Below are 16,014 nucleotides of genomic sequence, written 5' to 3' on the forward strand. Positions count from 1 at the left end.
CAGGTTGCCCAAGTCGCAACTCGCCAGCTGCGTGCCGATGACCGAATATGTCGCAGCGTCGCAAGCAGCGGTCTTCCTACACTCGTTAAGCTGCGCAACGGATGAGCGCCTGCCAGGACTCCGACCTGCCCGTCGTACCGTCGCCTGGAAAGCGGCTCATTTTATATTCGTGGATAGACAGTTGAATGTGACCTCACTGTCTTGTCCAGCTTCACCCACCTGTCACTCTGAATTCGTTATGGTAGACCCCGAACAGAGCTGACGGTCTCCCCGCAAGGGGACAACACGCGACGCTTCCATTAATAACAAGCCCAAGCGGAGTACCACAGATGGCGTTCTTCACCGCAGCCAGCAAAGCCGACTTCCAGCACCAACTGCAAGCGGCACTGGCCCAGCACATCAGTGAACAGGCACTGCCACAAGTGGCGCTGTTCGCTGAACAATTTTTCGGCATTATTTCCCTGGATGAGCTGACCCAGCGTCGCATGTCCGACCTGGCCGGTTGCACCCTGTCTGCCTGGCGCCTGCTTGAGCGCTTTGATCACACCCAACCGCAAGTGCGAGTCTACAACCCCGATTACGAACGTCACGGCTGGCAATCGACCCACACCGCGGTCGAAGTGCTGCACCACGACCTGCCATTTCTGGTGGACTCGGTGCGCACCGAACTGAACCGCCGTGGCTACAGCATCCACACCCTGCAAACCACCGTGCTCAGCGTGCGTCGTGGCAAGAAGGGCGAGTTGTTGGAAATCCTGCCCAAGGGCACCCAGGGCGACGATGTCCTGCAAGAATCGTTGATGTACCTGGAAATCGACCGCTGCGCCAACGCTGCCGAGCTGAGTATCCTGAGCAAGGAACTTGAGCAGGTGCTGGGCGAAGTGCGCGTCGCCGTCGCCGATTTTGAACCGATGAAGGACAAGGTCCAGGAACTGCTGGCCGGTATCGACTCCAGCGCCTTCGCCATCGAAGGCGAAGAAAAAGCCGAGATCAAGAGCTTCCTCGAATGGCTGGTGGGCAACCACTTCACCTTCCTGGGCTATGAAGAGTTTGTGGTACGTGACGAGGCAGATGGCGGTCATATCGAATATGACGCCGACTCCTTCCTCGGTCTGACCAAATTGCTGCGCTCCGGCCTCACCGCCGACGACCTGCGCATCGAAGACTACGCCGTCAATTACCTGCGTGAACCGGCCGTCCTGTCGTTCGCCAAGGCAGCACACCCAAGCCGCGTACACCGCCCGGCCTATCCGGACTACGTGTCGATCCGCCAGATCGACGCCGACGGCAAGGTCATCAAGGAATGCCGCTTCATGGGCCTCTACACCTCTTCGGTGTACGGCGAAAGCGTGCGGGTGATCCCGTATATCCGTCGCAAGGTCGCGGAAATCGAACGTCGTTCCGGCTTCCAGGCCAAGGCGCATTTGGGCAAGGAACTGACCCAAGTGGTCGAAGTACTGCCCCGCGATGACCTGTTCCAGACCCCGGTAGACGAGCTGTTCAGCACCGTGATGTCGATTGTGCAGATCCAGGAGCGTAACAAGATCCGCGTGTTCCTGCGCAAAGACCCCTACGGTCGCTTCTGCTACTGCCTGGCCTACGTGCCGCGCGACATCTATTCCACCGAAGTGCGCCAGAAGATCCAGCAAGTGCTGATGGATCGCCTGAAAGCCTCGGACTGCGAGTTCTGGACCTTCTTCTCCGAGTCCGTTCTGGCCCGTGTACAACTGATCCTGCGGGTTGATCCAAAAAACCGCCTGGACATCGACCCGCTGCTGCTGGAAAAAGAAGTGGTGCAGGCCTGCCGCAGCTGGCAGGACGACTACGCCAGCCTGGTGGTTGAAAGCTTTGGCGAAGCCCACGGCACAAACGTGCTGACAGACTTCCCCAAAGGCTTCCCCGCGGGCTACCGTGAACGCTTTGCCGCGCACTCGGCTGTGGTCGATATGCAGCATTTGCTTAACCTGACCGAAGCCAAGCCGCTGGTGATGAGCTTCTATCAGCCGCTGGGCCACGTGACGGGCCAGCAAGAGCTGCACTGCAAGCTCTATCACGCAGACACGCCGCTGGCGTTGTCCGACGTGCTGCCGATCCTGGAAAACCTCGGCCTGCGCGTGCTGGGTGAATTCCCGTACCGCCTGCGCCACGCCAACGGTCGTGAGTTCTGGATTCATGATTTCGCGTTCACCGCCGCCGAAGGCCTGAACCTCGACATCCAGCAACTCAACGACACCCTGCAGGACGCGTTTGTGCACATCGTCAACGGCGATGCCGAGAACGATGCGTTCAACCGCCTGGTGCTGACCGCCGGCCTGCCATGGCGCGATGTCGCGCTGCTGCGTGCCTATGCCCGTTACCTGAAGCAGATTCGCCTGGGCTTTGACCTGGGTTACATCGCCAGCACCCTGAACAACCACACCGATATCGCTCGCGAGCTGACCCGGTTGTTCAAAACCCGCTTCTACCTGGCGCGCAAACTCACCAGCGACGACCTGGAAGACAAGCAGCAACGTCTGGAACAAGCGATTCTGGCGGCCCTGGACGATGTTCAGGTGCTCAACGAAGACCGCATCCTGCGTCGCTACCTGGACCTGATCAAGGCCACCTTGCGTACCAACTTCTACCAGACTGATGCTAACGGTCAGAACAAGTCGTACTTCAGCTTCAAGTTCAACCCGCATGCGATTCCTGAGCTGCCCAAGCCCGTGCCGAAGTTTGAAATCTTCGTTTACTCGCCTCGTGTCGAAGGCGTGCACCTGCGCTTTGGCAACGTCGCGCGCGGTGGCCTGCGCTGGTCGGACCGTGAAGAAGACTTCCGTACCGAAGTGCTGGGCCTGGTAAAAGCCCAGCAAGTGAAAAACTCGGTGATCGTGCCGGTGGGCGCCAAGGGCGGCTTCCTGCCCCGTCGCCTGCCATTGGGCGGCGGTCGGGACGAGATCGCGGCCGAGGGCATCGCCTGCTACCGCATCTTCATTTCCGGCCTGTTGGACATTACTGACAACCTGAAAGACGGCGCCCTGGTGCCACCGTTGAACGTGGTCCGCCACGACGGCGATGACCCATACCTGGTAGTGGCCGCCGACAAAGGCACCGCGACCTTCTCCGACATCGCCAACGGCATTGCCATCGACTACGGCTTCTGGCTCGGCGATGCGTTCGCTTCCGGTGGTTCGGCCGGTTACGACCACAAGAAAATGGGCATCACCGCCAAGGGCGCGTGGGTCGGTGTGCAGCGTCACTTCCGCGAGCGTGACATCAACGTTCAGGAAGACAGCATCACCGTGGTCGGCGTCGGCGATATGGCCGGCGACGTGTTCGGTAACGGCCTGTTGATGTCCGACAAGCTGCAACTGGTCGCGGCCTTCAACCACCTGCACATCTTTATCGATCCAAACCCGACCCCGGCTAACAGTTTCGTTGAGCGTCAGCGCCTGTTCGACCTGCCGCGCTCGGCCTGGACCGACTACGACACCAGCATCATGTCCGAAGGCGGCGGTATCTTCTCGCGCAGCGCGAAAAGCATCGCTATCTCGGCGCAGATGAAAGAACGCTTCGACATCAAGGCCGACAAGCTGACCCCGACCGAACTGCTGAACGCCTTGCTCAAGGCGCCGGTGGACCTGTTGTGGAACGGCGGCATCGGTACTTACGTCAAGGCCAGCACCGAAAGCCACGCTGACGTCGGCGACAAGGCCAACGACGCCCTGCGCGTCAACGGCAACGAGTTGCGCTGCAAGGTAGTGGGCGAGGGCGGTAACCTGGGCATGACCCAACTGGGTCGTGTGGAATTTGGCCTCAATGGCGGCGGTTCCAACACCGACTTCATCGACAACGCCGGTGGCGTGGATTGCTCCGACCACGAAGTAAACATCAAGATCCTGCTCAACGAAGTGGTGCAGGCTGGCGACATGACCGACAAGCAACGTAACCAGTTGCTGGCGAGCATGACCGACGAAGTCGGCAGCCTGGTGTTGGGCAACAACTACAAGCAGACCCAGGCCCTGTCCCTGGCGGCGCGTCGAGCCTTCGACCGTATTGCCGAGTACAAGCGCCTGATGAGCGACCTCGAAGGCCGGGGCAAGCTGGATCGCGCCATTGAGTACCTGCCTTCGGAAGACCAGCTCATCGAGCGCGCTGCCGTCGGTAAGGGCCTGACCCGTCCGGAGCTGTCGGTGTTGATCTCCTACAGCAAGATCGACCTCAAGGAGGCACTGCTCAAATCCCAGGTACCGGATGATGACTACCTGACCCGTGACATGGAGACTGCGTTCCCGCCGACCCTGGTGGCCAAATTCTCCGAAGCCATGCGTCGCCATCGTCTCAAGCGCGAGATCGTCAGCACCCAGATCGCCAATGACCTGGTCAACCACATGGGCATCACCTTCGTTCAAAGGCTCAAAGAGTCCACCGGCATGAGCCCGGCGAACGTGGCGGGCGCTTATGTGATCGTGCGTGACATCTTCCATCTCCCGCACTGGTTCCGTCAGATTGAAGCCCTGGATCACCAGGTTTCCGCTGAAGTGCAACTGGCGCTGATGGACGAGCTGATGCGCCTGGGCCGTCGTGCCACACGCTGGTTCCTGCGCAGCCGTCGCAACGAGCAGGATGCGGCTCGTGACGTCGCGCACTTCGGTCCGCATCTGGCGGCGTTGGGCCTCAAGCTCGACGAACTGCTGGAAGGCCCGACCCGCGAAGGCTGGCAGAACCGCTATCAGAAGTACGTCGAAGCCGGTGTGCCGGAGTTGTTGGCGCGCATGGTTGCAGGCACCACGCACCTGTACACCTTGCTGCCGATCATCGAAGCCGCTGACGTCACCGGCCAGAGCGCTGCAGATGTGGCCAAGGCCTACTTCGCCGTCGGCAGTGCCCTGGACTTGCCATGGTACCTGCAGCAGATCAGCGATCTGCCGGTGGGTAACAACTGGCAGGCCCAGGCCCGCGAAGCCTTCCGCGACGACGTGGACTGGCAGCAACGGGCGATCACCATCAAGGTTCTGCAAATGGCCGATGCGCCAGAAGACATGGAAGCCCGCGTGGCCCTGTGGCTTGAGCAGAACGCGAGCATGGTCGAGCGCTGGCGCGCAATGATGGTGGAGATTCGTGCTGCGGTTGGCACGGACTACGCCATGTACGCGGTGGCTAACCGTGAGTTGTTGGACCTGGCGTTGAGCGGTCAGTCGGTGCTGTAACAGGCTGATCGAGCGGTAAACAGAAAGCCCCGTATCTTGCGATACGGGGCTTTTTGCATTGAGGGCCTATTTTCGCGCGCTGGAAATTTTTTCGCTTATCATCCGCCGTCTGGCAAGCAAGGTGACCTATGGACAACCCGGGACTGACAACGGACGACACGGGGCTGACCCGCTGCACATGGCGCACGGCGGCTCCTGAATACCCGCATTACCATGACCACGAGTGGGGCGTGCCGGTTGCCGATGATCGTGCGTTGTACGAGAAGATCTGCCTGGAAGGGTTCCAGGCGGGCATGGCGTGGATCACTATCCTGCGCAAGCGCGAGCACTTTCGGCGAGCGTTCGAGGGTTTTGATTATCAAAGGGTGGCGCGGTACACCGAAGAGGATATCGAGCGGCTGATGGCTGATCCGGGCATCGTGCGCAACCGCGCCAAAATCGTCTCGACCATTAACAATGCCCGGCGTGCCTGTGAATTGGTGGATGAAACCGGGTCACTGGCGAGCTGGTTATGGTCATTCGAGCCCGGCGCCGATGAGCGTCCGGCGACGGTCGACCTGGCGTACTGGACGGCTAACCCGACATCGGCTGCGTCCCTACGTTTGTCCAAGGCCTTGAAGAAGCGCGGTTGGACCTTTGTGGGGCCGACCACGATGTATGCCTTCATGCAGGCGATGGGCATGGTCAATGATCATCTGGAAGGGTGCCTCTGCCGGCAGCAGATCGAAGAGCGTCGCCGGCAGTTCAAGCGTCCTTAATGCGCCAGGGGTGTGAGCACCTCGCCGAGTCAGGACAGGAAACCACCATCCACATTCAGCGATACCCCGGTGGTGTAGCTCGACGCATCACTGGCCAGGTACAACACCGCCCCGGCCATTTCGCTCGGCGCCGCGACACGCTTGAGCGGAATCTGTTGCAGGGCCACTTTCAGGATCGAATCGTTTTGCACCAGTGCCGAGGCAAACTTGGTGTCGGTCAGCCCCGGCAACAGGGCGTTGCAGCGAATACCGAACTGCGCGCACTCCTTGGCGAAGACCTTGGTCATGTTGATCACCGCAGCTTTGGTCACCGAGTAGATGCCCTGGAAATGCCCTGGGGAAATACCGTTGATCGACGCCACGTTGATGATGCTGCCGCCGCCGTTCTCGCGCATCAGCTTGCCGGCTTCCACCGACATGAAAAAGTAGCCGCGAATGTTCACGTCGACGGTTTTCTGGAACGCGCCCAGGTCGGTGTCCAGCACGTTGCAGAACTGCGGGTTGGTGGCCGCGTTGTTGACCAGGATGTCCAGGCGTCCGAACTGCTCGCGAATGTTGGCGAAGACCTGGGTGATCTGCTCCATCTCGCCGATATGGCAGGCAATGGCTGTAGCCCTGCCGCCTGCTTCGATGATTGCGTCGGCCACGTGCTGGCAGCCTTCGAGCTTGCGGCTGGAAACAATAACGTGGGCGCCTTGCTGGGCCAGCAGCTTGGCGATGGCCTCACCGATACCGCGGCTGGCGCCGGAGACAAAAGCGATCTTGCCGTCGAGGTCGAACAATTGGGTCTTGGACATGGTTGTTCCTTGTGGGGGCAGAGCTCGGACTATCAGAGTGCGGATTTGCCGATGACGTTCAGGCTCATCTGCTCCAGCAGCTTGTTCATGTGAATGAACTGCGCAAAGCGTTTGTCCTGGGTCTGGCCATGGAAGAAGCGGTAGTAGATCTGCTGCACGATGCCGGCCAGGCGGAACAGGCCGTAGGTGTAGTAGAAGTCGTAATTGTCGATCTGGATTCCCGAACGCTCGGCGTAGTAGTCGACGAACTGGCGGCGGGTGAGCATGCCGGGGGCGTTGCTTGGCTGGCGGCGCATCAATTGCACGGGCGCAGGGTCCGCGGCCTCGATCCAGTAGGCGAGGGTGTTGCCCAAATCCATCAGCGGATCGCCGAGGGTGGTCAGCTCCCAGTCCAGCACGCCGATGATCTGCATCGGGTTGTGCGGGTCGAGGATCACGTTGTCGAAGCGGTAGTCGTTGTGCACGATGCTCGACGTCGGGTGGTCGGCCGGCATCTTGTCGTTGAGCCAGGCGCGCACGGCTTCCCAGCTGGGGGCGTCGGGGGTCAGGGCTTTTTCGTAGCGGTCGCTCCAGCCGCGAATCTGCCGCTGGACGTAACCTTCGGGCTTGCCCAGGTCCGCCAGGCCGCAGGCGGTGTAATCCACCTGATGCAACTCGACGAACTTGTCGATAAAGCTTTTGCACAGGGCGCCGGTAGCCGCCGCGTCCAGGCCCAGCTCCGGCGGCAGGTCCGAACGCAGGATGATGCCGTTGACCCGCTCCATCACATAGAACTCGGCGCCGATCACTGATTCATCGGTGCAGTGCACGTAGGCCTTGGGGCAGTACGGGAAGCCGTCCTTGAGTTGATTGAGAATGCGAAATTCGCGGCCCATATCATGGGCGGACTTGGCCTTGTGGCCAAACGGCGGGCGGCGCAGTACGAATTCCTGGTTCGGGTATTCCAGCAGGTAGGTCAGGTTGGAAGCGCCCCCCGGGAACTGGCTGATCTTCGGTGTGCCGCTCAAGTCCGCAATATGGGCCTTGAGGTAGGGATCGATCAGGCTGGCATCAAGTTCTTCGCCTGGGCGAATCTGGGTGGATTGGTCATTGAGCGCCATGCTTATCCCTTCTGCTTATTCTTGAGGCCTTGGACTATTGGCTAATCTAATGCGCGCAGCCGCTCAGCCACAAGGCCGGGGCGGCTTAATAGGTTAGCGTGTTGGCCGATGATCAGTGTTCCTGATAGGCAGTGTGCAGTGCGCCCACGGCGTCAGTGGCGCGGCGGTAACTCCACTGGGGTCAGCACCGGCCGGCCGGCGAAGTATTCCAACAGGTTGTCTGCCACGCGCTGCACGGTGTCGTGGGCCGCTTCCGGCGACAGGCCCGCCACATGGGGCGTCAGCACCGTGTTGCTCAGCAGTTTGAGGGCGTCGGGCACGCTGGGCTCGTCGTCGAACACATCCAGTGCAGCACCACCGATGCGGCGTTGCTCAAGGGCGGTGATCAGGTCGGCAGTAACGATCACACTGGCGCGGGCAATGTTTACCAGAAAACCGTTGGGGCCAAGGGCATCCAGGACCTGGCGGTCGACCAGATGGCGGGTGCCTGCGCCACCTGGGGTGGCGATGATCAGGAAGTCCACGCTGCGCGCCAGTTCCACGGGAGTCGAGCAGTAGGTGTAGTCCACATCAGTGCGGGGCTGGCGGCTGTGGTAGCTGATGTCCATATCGAAACCCAGGGCCGCGCGCTTGGCGATGGCCATGCCCACCGCGCCCAGGCCAAGGATGCCCAGTTTTTTGCTAGCCAGGGAAGGGCGCACGACCTTGGGCCACTCGCTGCGGCGCACCGCCGCGTCCGCCCGGGGAATATCCCGAACCAGCGACAGCAGCAGTGCCATGGCATGGTCCGCCACCGATGGTGCGTTTACTCCGGCACCGTTGGTCACAACGATCCCGCGATTGCTCGCGGCCTGCAGGTCCACATGCTCGTAGCCGGCGCCGATCACACAGATGATCTCCAGCAACGGCAGTGCGGCGATTTCCTCGGCATACAAACCCAGCGGGCCACGGGTCAGGACGGCCTGGATCTGCTCGCCATGGGTCTTGATTGCCTGGCTACGTTCAGCAGGTGTGGGCGCGAGGATCACATGGAGATCATTACTTTCGATGATCGACAGGTAGTCGTTGATGGTTTCAACCAGGACCAGAACAGTGATGGGCATGTGAGGGCTCTTCCTGAGGGCTTGAGAGACTGATTATGCGGGATTTTTTGTAAGACAGACCCCTCGCTTCAGGAGGGGGCCGTTAATAGTGCCACCTTAAAATTGAATGTCAGTGGCTTTTACTCGCCGCACAAATGCCCCGTCCATTACTGGGAGCGACTCGCGAGTGTCAGCGCGTTAGTCGGATTTTTTGAGATCCAGGGTTGTTATACCAAATCGTTTTTACCTGGCTAGCAGCCCGGTTTATCAAGGCTGTAGCCTTATACAAACCTTGCTCAAACCCTCTGCGCCGCACAACGACTCCTAAGCTAAGCCTTTGCTTATTCAGGAGAATCCCGGACAATCGCGCCCCTATTATGGTCGGGCGCTGCCTGTCAGGTTTTTCTGACTCGTCCCGACTGTGTCAATGGGGAGATCCGACCGGATGAATGATCAGGCCAATAGCGTCGACGAACGCTACGCAACGACACCTGCAACCCTCGCAAGCTGGGGCCACCAGGACACCACCTGGATGCTCGGCTTGTTCGGCACGGCCATCGGCGCCGGGACCTTGTTTTTGCCTATCAATGCCGGCCTCGGCGGCTTCTGGCCGCTGCTGATCCTGGCGGTCCTGGCCTTCCCGATGACCTTCTATGCCCACCGAGGGCTGACGCGCTTTGTGCTCTCGGGCCGAGAGGGTTCTGATATCACTGAAGTGGTCGAAGAGCATTTCGGGATCAAGGCCGGTGCGTTGATCACCTTGCTGTATTTCTTGGCGATCTTTCCGATCCTGCTGATCTACAGCGTTGCCCTGACCAACACCGTTGGCAGTTTCCTTGAACACCAATTGCACATCGCGCCGCCGCCACGGGTGATTCTGTCGTTTGTGCTGATCCTTGGCCTGCTGGCCGTAGTGCGCTGCGGCGAGCAGGTGATCGTCAAGGCCATGAGCCTGATGGTTTATCCATTTATCGTAGCCTTGCTGTTTCTCGCGGTGTTCCTGATTCCCCACTGGAATGGTGGCATCCTCAGCACCGCCAGCACGCTGCCCGAGCCGTCGGCGTTGCTGCACACCCTGTGGCTGGCGATTCCGGTGATGGTGTTCTCGTTCAACCATTCCCCGATCATCTCGGCCTTCGCGGTTGACCAGAAGCGCCGTTACGGCGACCACGCCGAAGAGCGCAGCTCGCAGATACTCTCCCGCGCCCACCTGCTGATGGTGGCGATGGTGCTGTTCTTCGTGTTCAGCTGCGTACTGACCCTGACACCGGCGCAACTGGCCGAGGCAAAGGCGCAGAACCTGTCGATTCTGTCGTACCTGGCCAACCACTTCAGCAACCCGACCATCGCTTTCGCCGCGCCGTTGATTGCGTTCGTGGCGATTACCAAGTCGTTCCTGGGCCACTACATCGGCGCCAGCGAGGGCCTCAAGGGCCTGGTCGTCAAGAGTGGCCGTCGTCCGTCGCCCAAGGCGCTGGACCGTATGACCGCGGCCTTCATGCTGGTGGTGTGCTGGATCGTTGCCACGCTGAACCCGAGCATCCTGGGGATGATTGAGACGTTGGGCGGGCCGATCATTGCGTCGATCCTGTTCCTGATGCCGATGTATGCCATCCACAAGGTGCCGGCCATGGCCAAGTACCGTGGGCAGGCGTCGAATGTGTTTGTCACGGCGGTAGGCCTGGTGGCGATCACTGCGCTGGTCTATTCGTTTATCGCCTGATACACGTCGTGAAGTGACAATGGCCGATTCGTGCTTGACGCGAATCGGCTTTTTTTTGCGCGCAGCGTGGGTCTTACAGCAGGTTGATGGATATCAACACCCTGTTTGCAGGTGGGAGTAAGCTTGCCCGGGGCCATCTTGACGGGCTATTTGATCTGGAGATCAACGATGATGGCTCGTGCCGCCGCACCTTTGCTGCGCAACCGCCTGCAAGACCTGCTCGCCGGGCTATCAATCGCCGGCTTGCTGCTGCCTGAGGCCGTGGCCTATTCGAGTATTGCCGCCTTGCCGCCCCAGGCTGGGGTCATCGCCTTGTTCGCCGGGCTGCTGTGTTATGGATTGTTGGGTACCAGCCGTTTTGCCATTGTGTCGGCTACATCGTCCTCGGCTGCGGTGCTGGCGGCGGCCACGGCAAGCCTGGCCGGTGATGACCCGGCACTGCGCCTGACGTTGGCGGTAGGCCTGGTGCTGATCACCGGGCTGTTTTTCCTGTTGGCTGGGCTGCTCAAGCTCGGTGGCGTGACCTCGTTTATCGCCAAGCCGGTGTTGCGCGGCTTTGCCTTCGGCCTGGCGTTGACGATCATCCTCAAGCAACTGGCCGGCGTGGTTGGCGTACACCTGACAGACAACAACCTGATTCGCTTCCTGCCACAGTTGTTCGAACAGTTGCCCCACTGGAACTGGCCGGCAGCAGCGGTGGCCGCAAGCGCCCTGGCATTGCTCTGCGTGTTTGCACGGTCGCGTCGTTTGCCGGGAGGCTTGCTGGTGGTGGTGCTGGGTATCGCCGCCGGGCAATGGCTCGACTTGCAAGCCCACGGCGTAGCCCTGATCGGGGCGATCGACCTGCGCCTGGAAATCGTCCACCTGCCGGTGTTGCCGTTCTCCGACTGGCTGCGGCTGGGGGAGTTGGCGTTTGCCATGGTGATGATCCTGTATGCCGAGTCTTATGGCTCGATCAGATCGTTTGCCCTCAAGCATGGCGACCGGGTGTCGTCCAACCGTGATTTGCTGGCGCTGGGTGCCGCCAACCTGGTGTCCGGGTTGTTTCACGGCATGCCGGTGGGGGCGGGGTTTTCCGCGACGGCGGCCAATGAGGCTGCTGGTGCATGTTCGCGCCTGGCGGGTGGGATCGCGGCATTGGTGGTGTTGCTGATTGTGCTGACGGTGTTGCCGCTGGTGGCGTTGACCCCGGAGCCGGTGCTGGCGGCCATCGTCATCCATGCCCTCGCTCGTGGCCTGAGCCTGCAACCCTTGGGCCGCTATTTCATCTGGCGCCGCGACCGGGTATTGGTGATCTGTGCCGTGTCGGCGGTGTTGGTATTGGGGGTGCTGGACGGTTTGTTGGTGGCGGTGGCGATCAGCGTGGTGCTGATGTTGCGCCAGATGTCGGCGGCGGATGTTCAGGTGCTCGGTCGAATGGGCGTCGGCCACGATTTTGTCGACCTTGCGCACCATCCAGACGCTAAGGAGATAACGGGCGTACTGATCGTGCGTCCCGGCGAAGCGCTGTTTTTCGCCAATGCCGAACGCATCCTCGGTGCCGCGTTGCGCTTGATGCGTCACGCGCCGTTGCCGGTACACACGGTGGTGCTCAGCCTGGAAGAGTCGCCGGACCTGGATGGCACCAGTATCGAGGCGCTGGAGGCGTTTTTTGTTCGGGTGCGGGTGGAAGGCAGGCGTCTGGTACTGGCTCGCGTGCGGCATGATGCGCGCATGGTGCTGCAGGGGTTGCCCGAAGCCCTGGCGTCTGGGGTGCTGCTCAGCGGCTTGAGTGTGGATGGGGCGGTGCAGCAGGCCCTTGCCGCCAACGCCCAGGCATAAAAAAACGCCGCGCATCTTGCGATACGCGGCGTTTTTTTTACTGGGTATAGCTACAACGTGTAAGCCTTAGGCTTGAACGACCGGGATATTGGCGTTCGCTGCAGCTTCACGGAACTCGGCGATCTGGTCAAAACTCAGGTAGCGATAGACATCGCTGGCCATGGTGTTGATTTCCTTCGCATAGGCCATGTACTCCTCGACGGTCGGCAGGCGACCCAGGATGGATGCAACGGACGCCAGCTCAGCCGAAGCCAGGTAGACGTTCGCGCCGTCACCCAGACGGTTCGGGAAGTTACGGGTCGACGTCGACACTACGGTGGCGTTCGGTTCAACCCGTGCCTGGTTACCCATGCACAGCGAGCAGCCCGGCATTTCCATGCGCGCGCCGGCCTTGCCGTAGATGCCGTAGTAGCCTTCTTCGGTCAGTTGGTGAGCGTCCATCTTGGTCGGCGGCGACAGCCACAGACGGGTTGGCAGCTGACCCTTGACCTTTTCCAGCAGTTTGCCGGCAGCGCGGAAGTGACCAATGTTGGTCATGCACGAACCGATGAACACTTCGTCGATCTTCTCGCCAGCAACGCTGGACAGCAGACGGGCGTCATCCGGATCGTTTGGCGCGCAGAGCACAGGCTCCTTGATGTCGGCCAGGTCGATTTCGATGATTTCGGCGTATTCGGCGTCGGCATCGGCAACCATCAACTCAGGGTTGGCAACCCAGGCTTCCATCGCTTGGGCGCGACGTTCCAGGGTGCGCGCATCGCCGTAGCCTTCGCCGATCATCCAGCGCAGCAGGGTGATGTTGGAGTTCAGGTATTCGGTGATCGACTCTTTCGACAGCTTGATGGTGCAACCGGCAGCCGAACGTTCGGCCGAGGCGTCGGACAGCTCGAAAGCCTGTTCGATGCTCAGGTTGTCCAGGCCTTCGATTTCCAGGATGCGGCCGGAGAAGGCGTTTTTCTTGCCTTTCTTTTCTACGGTCAACAGGCCAGCCTGGATCGCGTAGTAAGGAATGGAGTGAACCAGGTCACGCAGGGTGATGCCCGGTTGCATTTCGCCTTTGAAGCGCACCAGGATCGATTCCGGCATGTCCAGTGGCATAACACCAGTGGCTGCTGCGAACGCTACCAGGCCGGAACCGGCCGGGAACGAGATGCCCATCGGGAAACGGGTGTGGGAGTCACCACCGGTGCCGACGGTGTCCGGCAGCAGCATGCGGTTCAGCCAGCTGTGGATGATGCCGTCGCCCGGACGCAGGGACACGCCGCCACGGGTCATGATGAAGTCAGGCAGGGTGTGGTGGGTGGTCACGTCGATCGGCTTTGGATAAGCCGCGGTGTGGCAGAACGACTGCATTACCAGATCGGTGGAGAAGCCCAGGCACGCCAGGTCTTTGAGTTCATCACGGGTCATTGGACCGGTGGTGTCCTGGGAGCCGACGGTGGTCATCTTCGGTTCGCAGTAGGTGCCTGGACGAACGCCAGCCACGCCGCAAGCCTTGCCGACCATTTTCTGCGCCAGGGTGTAGCCCTTGTCGCTTTCAGCCGGAGTTTCCGGCAGTTTGAACAGCGTCGAAGGTGGCAGACCCAGCTCGGTACGTGCCTTCTCGGTCAGGCCACGGCCGATGATCAGCGGGATACGACCGCCGGCACGAACTTCGTCCAACAGTACCGGAGTCTTCATTTCGAAGGTGGTCAGGACTTCATCGGTGCCGTGTTTGCAGACTTTGCCAGCATGCGGGTACAGGTCGATCACGTCGCCCATGTTCATGTTGGTAACGTCGAATTCGATTGGCAGTGCGCCGGCATCTTCCATGGTGTTGTAGAAGATTGGAGCGATCTTGCTGCCGAAGCAGAAGCCGCCTGCGCGCTTGTTCGGCACGTAGGGAACGTCGTCGCCGAAGAACCACAGTACCGAGTTGGTCGCTGATTTGCGGGACGAACCGGTACCGACCACGTCACCGACGTAGGCGATCGGGAAGCCTTGGCTGCGCATTTCTTCGATCTGTTTCATCGGGCCGGTGGTGCCTTGCACGTCCGGTACGATGCCTTCACGGGCCATTTTCAGCATGGCCAGGGCGTGCAGCGGGATGTCAGGACGGGACCAGGCATCCGGGGCAGGGGACAGGTCATCGGTGTTGGTTTCGCCGGTGACCTTGAAGACCCGCAGGCTGATCTTGTCGGCCAGGGTCTCACGGTTCTGGAACCACTCGCCGTCGGCCCAGGACTGGATCACGTCTTTGGCGTGCTGGTTGCCGTTCTTGGCTTTTTCGGCGACGTCGTGGAACGCATCGAACATCAGCAGGGTGTGCTTGAGTTGCTTGGCTGCCACCGGTGCCAGGGTCGCGTCGTCCAGCAGATCGACCAGGGTCACGATGTTGTAGCCGCCTTGCATGGTGCCAAGCAGTTCAACAGCGCGTTTTTTGTCGATCAAGGGAGAAGTGACTTCGCCCTTGGCCAGGGCAGACAGGAAACCGGCCTTGACGTAGGCAGCTTCGTCAACGCCTGGTGGAATGCGGTTGGTGATCAGGTCAACGAGGAAAGCTTCTTCGCCAGCCGGGGGATTTTTCAGCAGCTCGACCAGGCCTGCAGTTTGTTCGGCGTTAAGCGGCTGGGGAACAATACCCAGGGCTGCACGCTCTTCGATATGTTTGCGGTAGGCTTCAAGCACAGTTATTACCCTCATCAGTGGTCCCAAATGGGTGTCCGGGACGCTCATCCAGAAATGCGTGGCACGCATGCGCTCGCAGGCCTTTTGGGCCGCAAAGCCAGCGCTGCCGGCATTCCTCACAGAAGCTGCTTTCAAAGTTTTACGCCTGCAGAACGGAGCTGATGAGGGTTGGCGGCGGCTATTTACCGGGTAAATAACCATCGCCAACACCGTTCTTTAGGAACGACTGTGCTCGTGACGCTTTGAAAACAGCTTCCAACGGACTATTGGTGCCTTAAAAGGCTGGCTAATTCTACGGCAAAAAATTTCTAAAGGTAAGTTGCCACGGCAAGTTTGCAGGGTGATGAAGGTTAGACAAAGGGCTAATATGGCCCACTGTTTCGCTGATTTGCGTGTTGCTGCCCATGTCCAACCAAACCATCAAGACCCCCTGCGTAGGCCTGTGCTCCACGGTTTACGGCGATCTCGTGTGCCGGGGCTGCAAGCGCTTTCACCACGAGGTGATCCAGTGGAATGGTTACAACGAGGAAGAAAAGCGCGCAGTGTGGCTCAGGCTTGAGCAACTGCTGGTGCAGGTGATGGCGGGAAAACTTGAGGTGTTCGACCCGAAAAAGCTGCGCTGGCAGCTGGAACAGCGAAAAATCCGCTTTGTGCCCCATCAGTCCGAATATTGCTGGGCCTACCAGTTGATCGCCCGTGGCGCACGGGTGATCACCCATCTGGAGGCCTATGGCATGGTGCTGCTGCCGGAGTTTCGCGAGTGGAACCTGCCGCAGCTGCGCGATGCCATTGATCGGGAGTTCTTCATCCTCTCCGAAGCCCACTACCAGCGCTATATCGCGCCGGGGTTCTTGAAGGATGCCTTTGGCGCCTGAGC

The 16,014-nt window shown here is 60.3% G+C and carries 9 protein-coding genes; 5 read left to right on the plus strand and 4 right to left on the minus strand.

Annotated elements, in window-relative coordinates; all coding sequences use genetic code 11:
- The first annotated feature begins 329 nt into the window (after window positions 1-329).
- Both ACZRJ6_RS13725 and ACZRJ6_RS13730 read left to right on the plus strand, forming a co-directional pair.
- Window positions 330-5,189 (plus strand): NAD-glutamate dehydrogenase, encoded by a 4,860-nt coding sequence (locus ACZRJ6_RS13725; RefSeq protein ID WP_463968739.1) that lies wholly within the window; start codon window positions 330-332, stop codon window positions 5,187-5,189.
- 128 nt (window positions 5,190-5,317) lie between these two features.
- Window positions 5,318-5,947, plus strand: a complete 630-nt coding sequence (locus tag ACZRJ6_RS13730; protein ID WP_463968738.1) for a DNA-3-methyladenine glycosylase I — start codon at window positions 5,318-5,320, stop codon at window positions 5,945-5,947.
- A gap of 29 nt (window positions 5,948-5,976) precedes the next feature.
- On the opposite strand, the gene ACZRJ6_RS13735 is transcribed toward ACZRJ6_RS13730, so the two are convergent.
- The 3 genes from ACZRJ6_RS13735 to ACZRJ6_RS13745 form a co-directional block, all read right to left on the minus strand.
- On the minus strand, window positions 5,977-6,744 hold the full coding sequence (locus ACZRJ6_RS13735) for an SDR family oxidoreductase (RefSeq protein WP_463968737.1): 768 nt from the start codon (window positions 6,742-6,744) through the stop codon (window positions 5,977-5,979).
- 32 nt (window positions 6,745-6,776) lie between these two features.
- Window positions 6,777-7,844, minus strand: coding sequence for a phosphotransferase family protein (locus ACZRJ6_RS13740; RefSeq protein WP_463968736.1), 1,068 nt, complete (start codon window positions 7,842-7,844; stop codon window positions 6,777-6,779).
- Window positions 7,845-7,996: 152 nt separating this feature from the next.
- Window positions 7,997-8,947 (minus strand): 2-hydroxyacid dehydrogenase, encoded by a 951-nt coding sequence (locus ACZRJ6_RS13745; protein WP_463968735.1) that lies wholly within the window; start codon window positions 8,945-8,947, stop codon window positions 7,997-7,999.
- Between the two features lie 424 nt (window positions 8,948-9,371).
- On the opposite strand from ACZRJ6_RS13745, the gene ACZRJ6_RS13750 reads away from it, so the two are divergent.
- Together ACZRJ6_RS13750 and ACZRJ6_RS13755 are read left to right on the plus strand one after the other, a co-directional pair.
- Window positions 9,372-10,649: an HAAAP family serine/threonine permease gene (locus ACZRJ6_RS13750; RefSeq protein WP_463968734.1), complete on the plus strand. Its 1,278-nt coding sequence runs from the start codon at window positions 9,372-9,374 to the stop codon at window positions 10,647-10,649.
- Window positions 10,650-10,817: 168 nt separating this feature from the next.
- Window positions 10,818-12,470: a SulP family inorganic anion transporter gene (locus ACZRJ6_RS13755; RefSeq protein ID WP_463968733.1), complete on the plus strand. Its 1,653-nt coding sequence runs from the start codon at window positions 10,818-10,820 to the stop codon at window positions 12,468-12,470.
- Between the two features lie 66 nt (window positions 12,471-12,536).
- Here ACZRJ6_RS13755 and acnB read toward each other — a convergent pair whose 3' ends face one another.
- Complete coding sequence (gene acnB / locus ACZRJ6_RS13760; protein ID WP_463968882.1) at window positions 12,537-15,137, minus strand: bifunctional aconitate hydratase 2/2-methylisocitrate dehydratase; 2,601 nt, start codon at window positions 15,135-15,137, stop codon at window positions 12,537-12,539.
- A 404-nt stretch (window positions 15,138-15,541) separates the two neighbouring features.
- Between acnB and ACZRJ6_RS13765 the strand changes: the two genes are divergently transcribed.
- The gene (locus ACZRJ6_RS13765) at window positions 15,542-16,012 is read left to right on the plus strand and encodes a DUF1289 domain-containing protein (RefSeq protein ID WP_149493980.1); all 471 of its coding nucleotides are present in this window, start codon (window positions 15,542-15,544) and stop codon (window positions 16,010-16,012) included.
- Window positions 16,013-16,014 lie beyond the last annotated feature (2 nt).

The organism is Pseudomonas sp. C321 (genome assembly GCF_055407105.1).

What these genes read in the sequence shown, in the direction of transcription:
- ACZRJ6_RS13725 (WP_463968739.1), top strand. Translation starts at nt 330, where the DNA reads ATGGCGTTCTTCACCGCAGCCAGCAAAGCCGACTTCCAGCACCAACTG.
- ACZRJ6_RS13730 (WP_463968738.1), top strand. Translation starts at nt 5,318, where the DNA reads ATGGACAACCCGGGACTGACAACGGACGACACGGGGCTGACCCGCTGC.
- ACZRJ6_RS13735 (WP_463968737.1), bottom strand. Translation starts at nt 6,744, where the DNA reads ATGTCCAAGACCCAATTGTTCGACCTCGACGGCAAGATCGCTTTTGTC.
- ACZRJ6_RS13740 (WP_463968736.1), bottom strand. Translation starts at nt 7,844, where the DNA reads ATGGCGCTCAATGACCAATCCACCCAGATTCGCCCAGGCGAAGAACTT.
- ACZRJ6_RS13745 (WP_463968735.1), bottom strand. Translation starts at nt 8,947, where the DNA reads ATGCCCATCACTGTTCTGGTCCTGGTTGAAACCATCAACGACTACCTG.
- ACZRJ6_RS13750 (WP_463968734.1), top strand. Translation starts at nt 9,372, where the DNA reads ATGAATGATCAGGCCAATAGCGTCGACGAACGCTACGCAACGACACCT.
- ACZRJ6_RS13755 (WP_463968733.1), top strand. Translation starts at nt 10,818, where the DNA reads ATGATGGCTCGTGCCGCCGCACCTTTGCTGCGCAACCGCCTGCAAGAC.
- ACZRJ6_RS13765 (WP_149493980.1), top strand. Translation starts at nt 15,542, where the DNA reads ATGTCCAACCAAACCATCAAGACCCCCTGCGTAGGCCTGTGCTCCACG.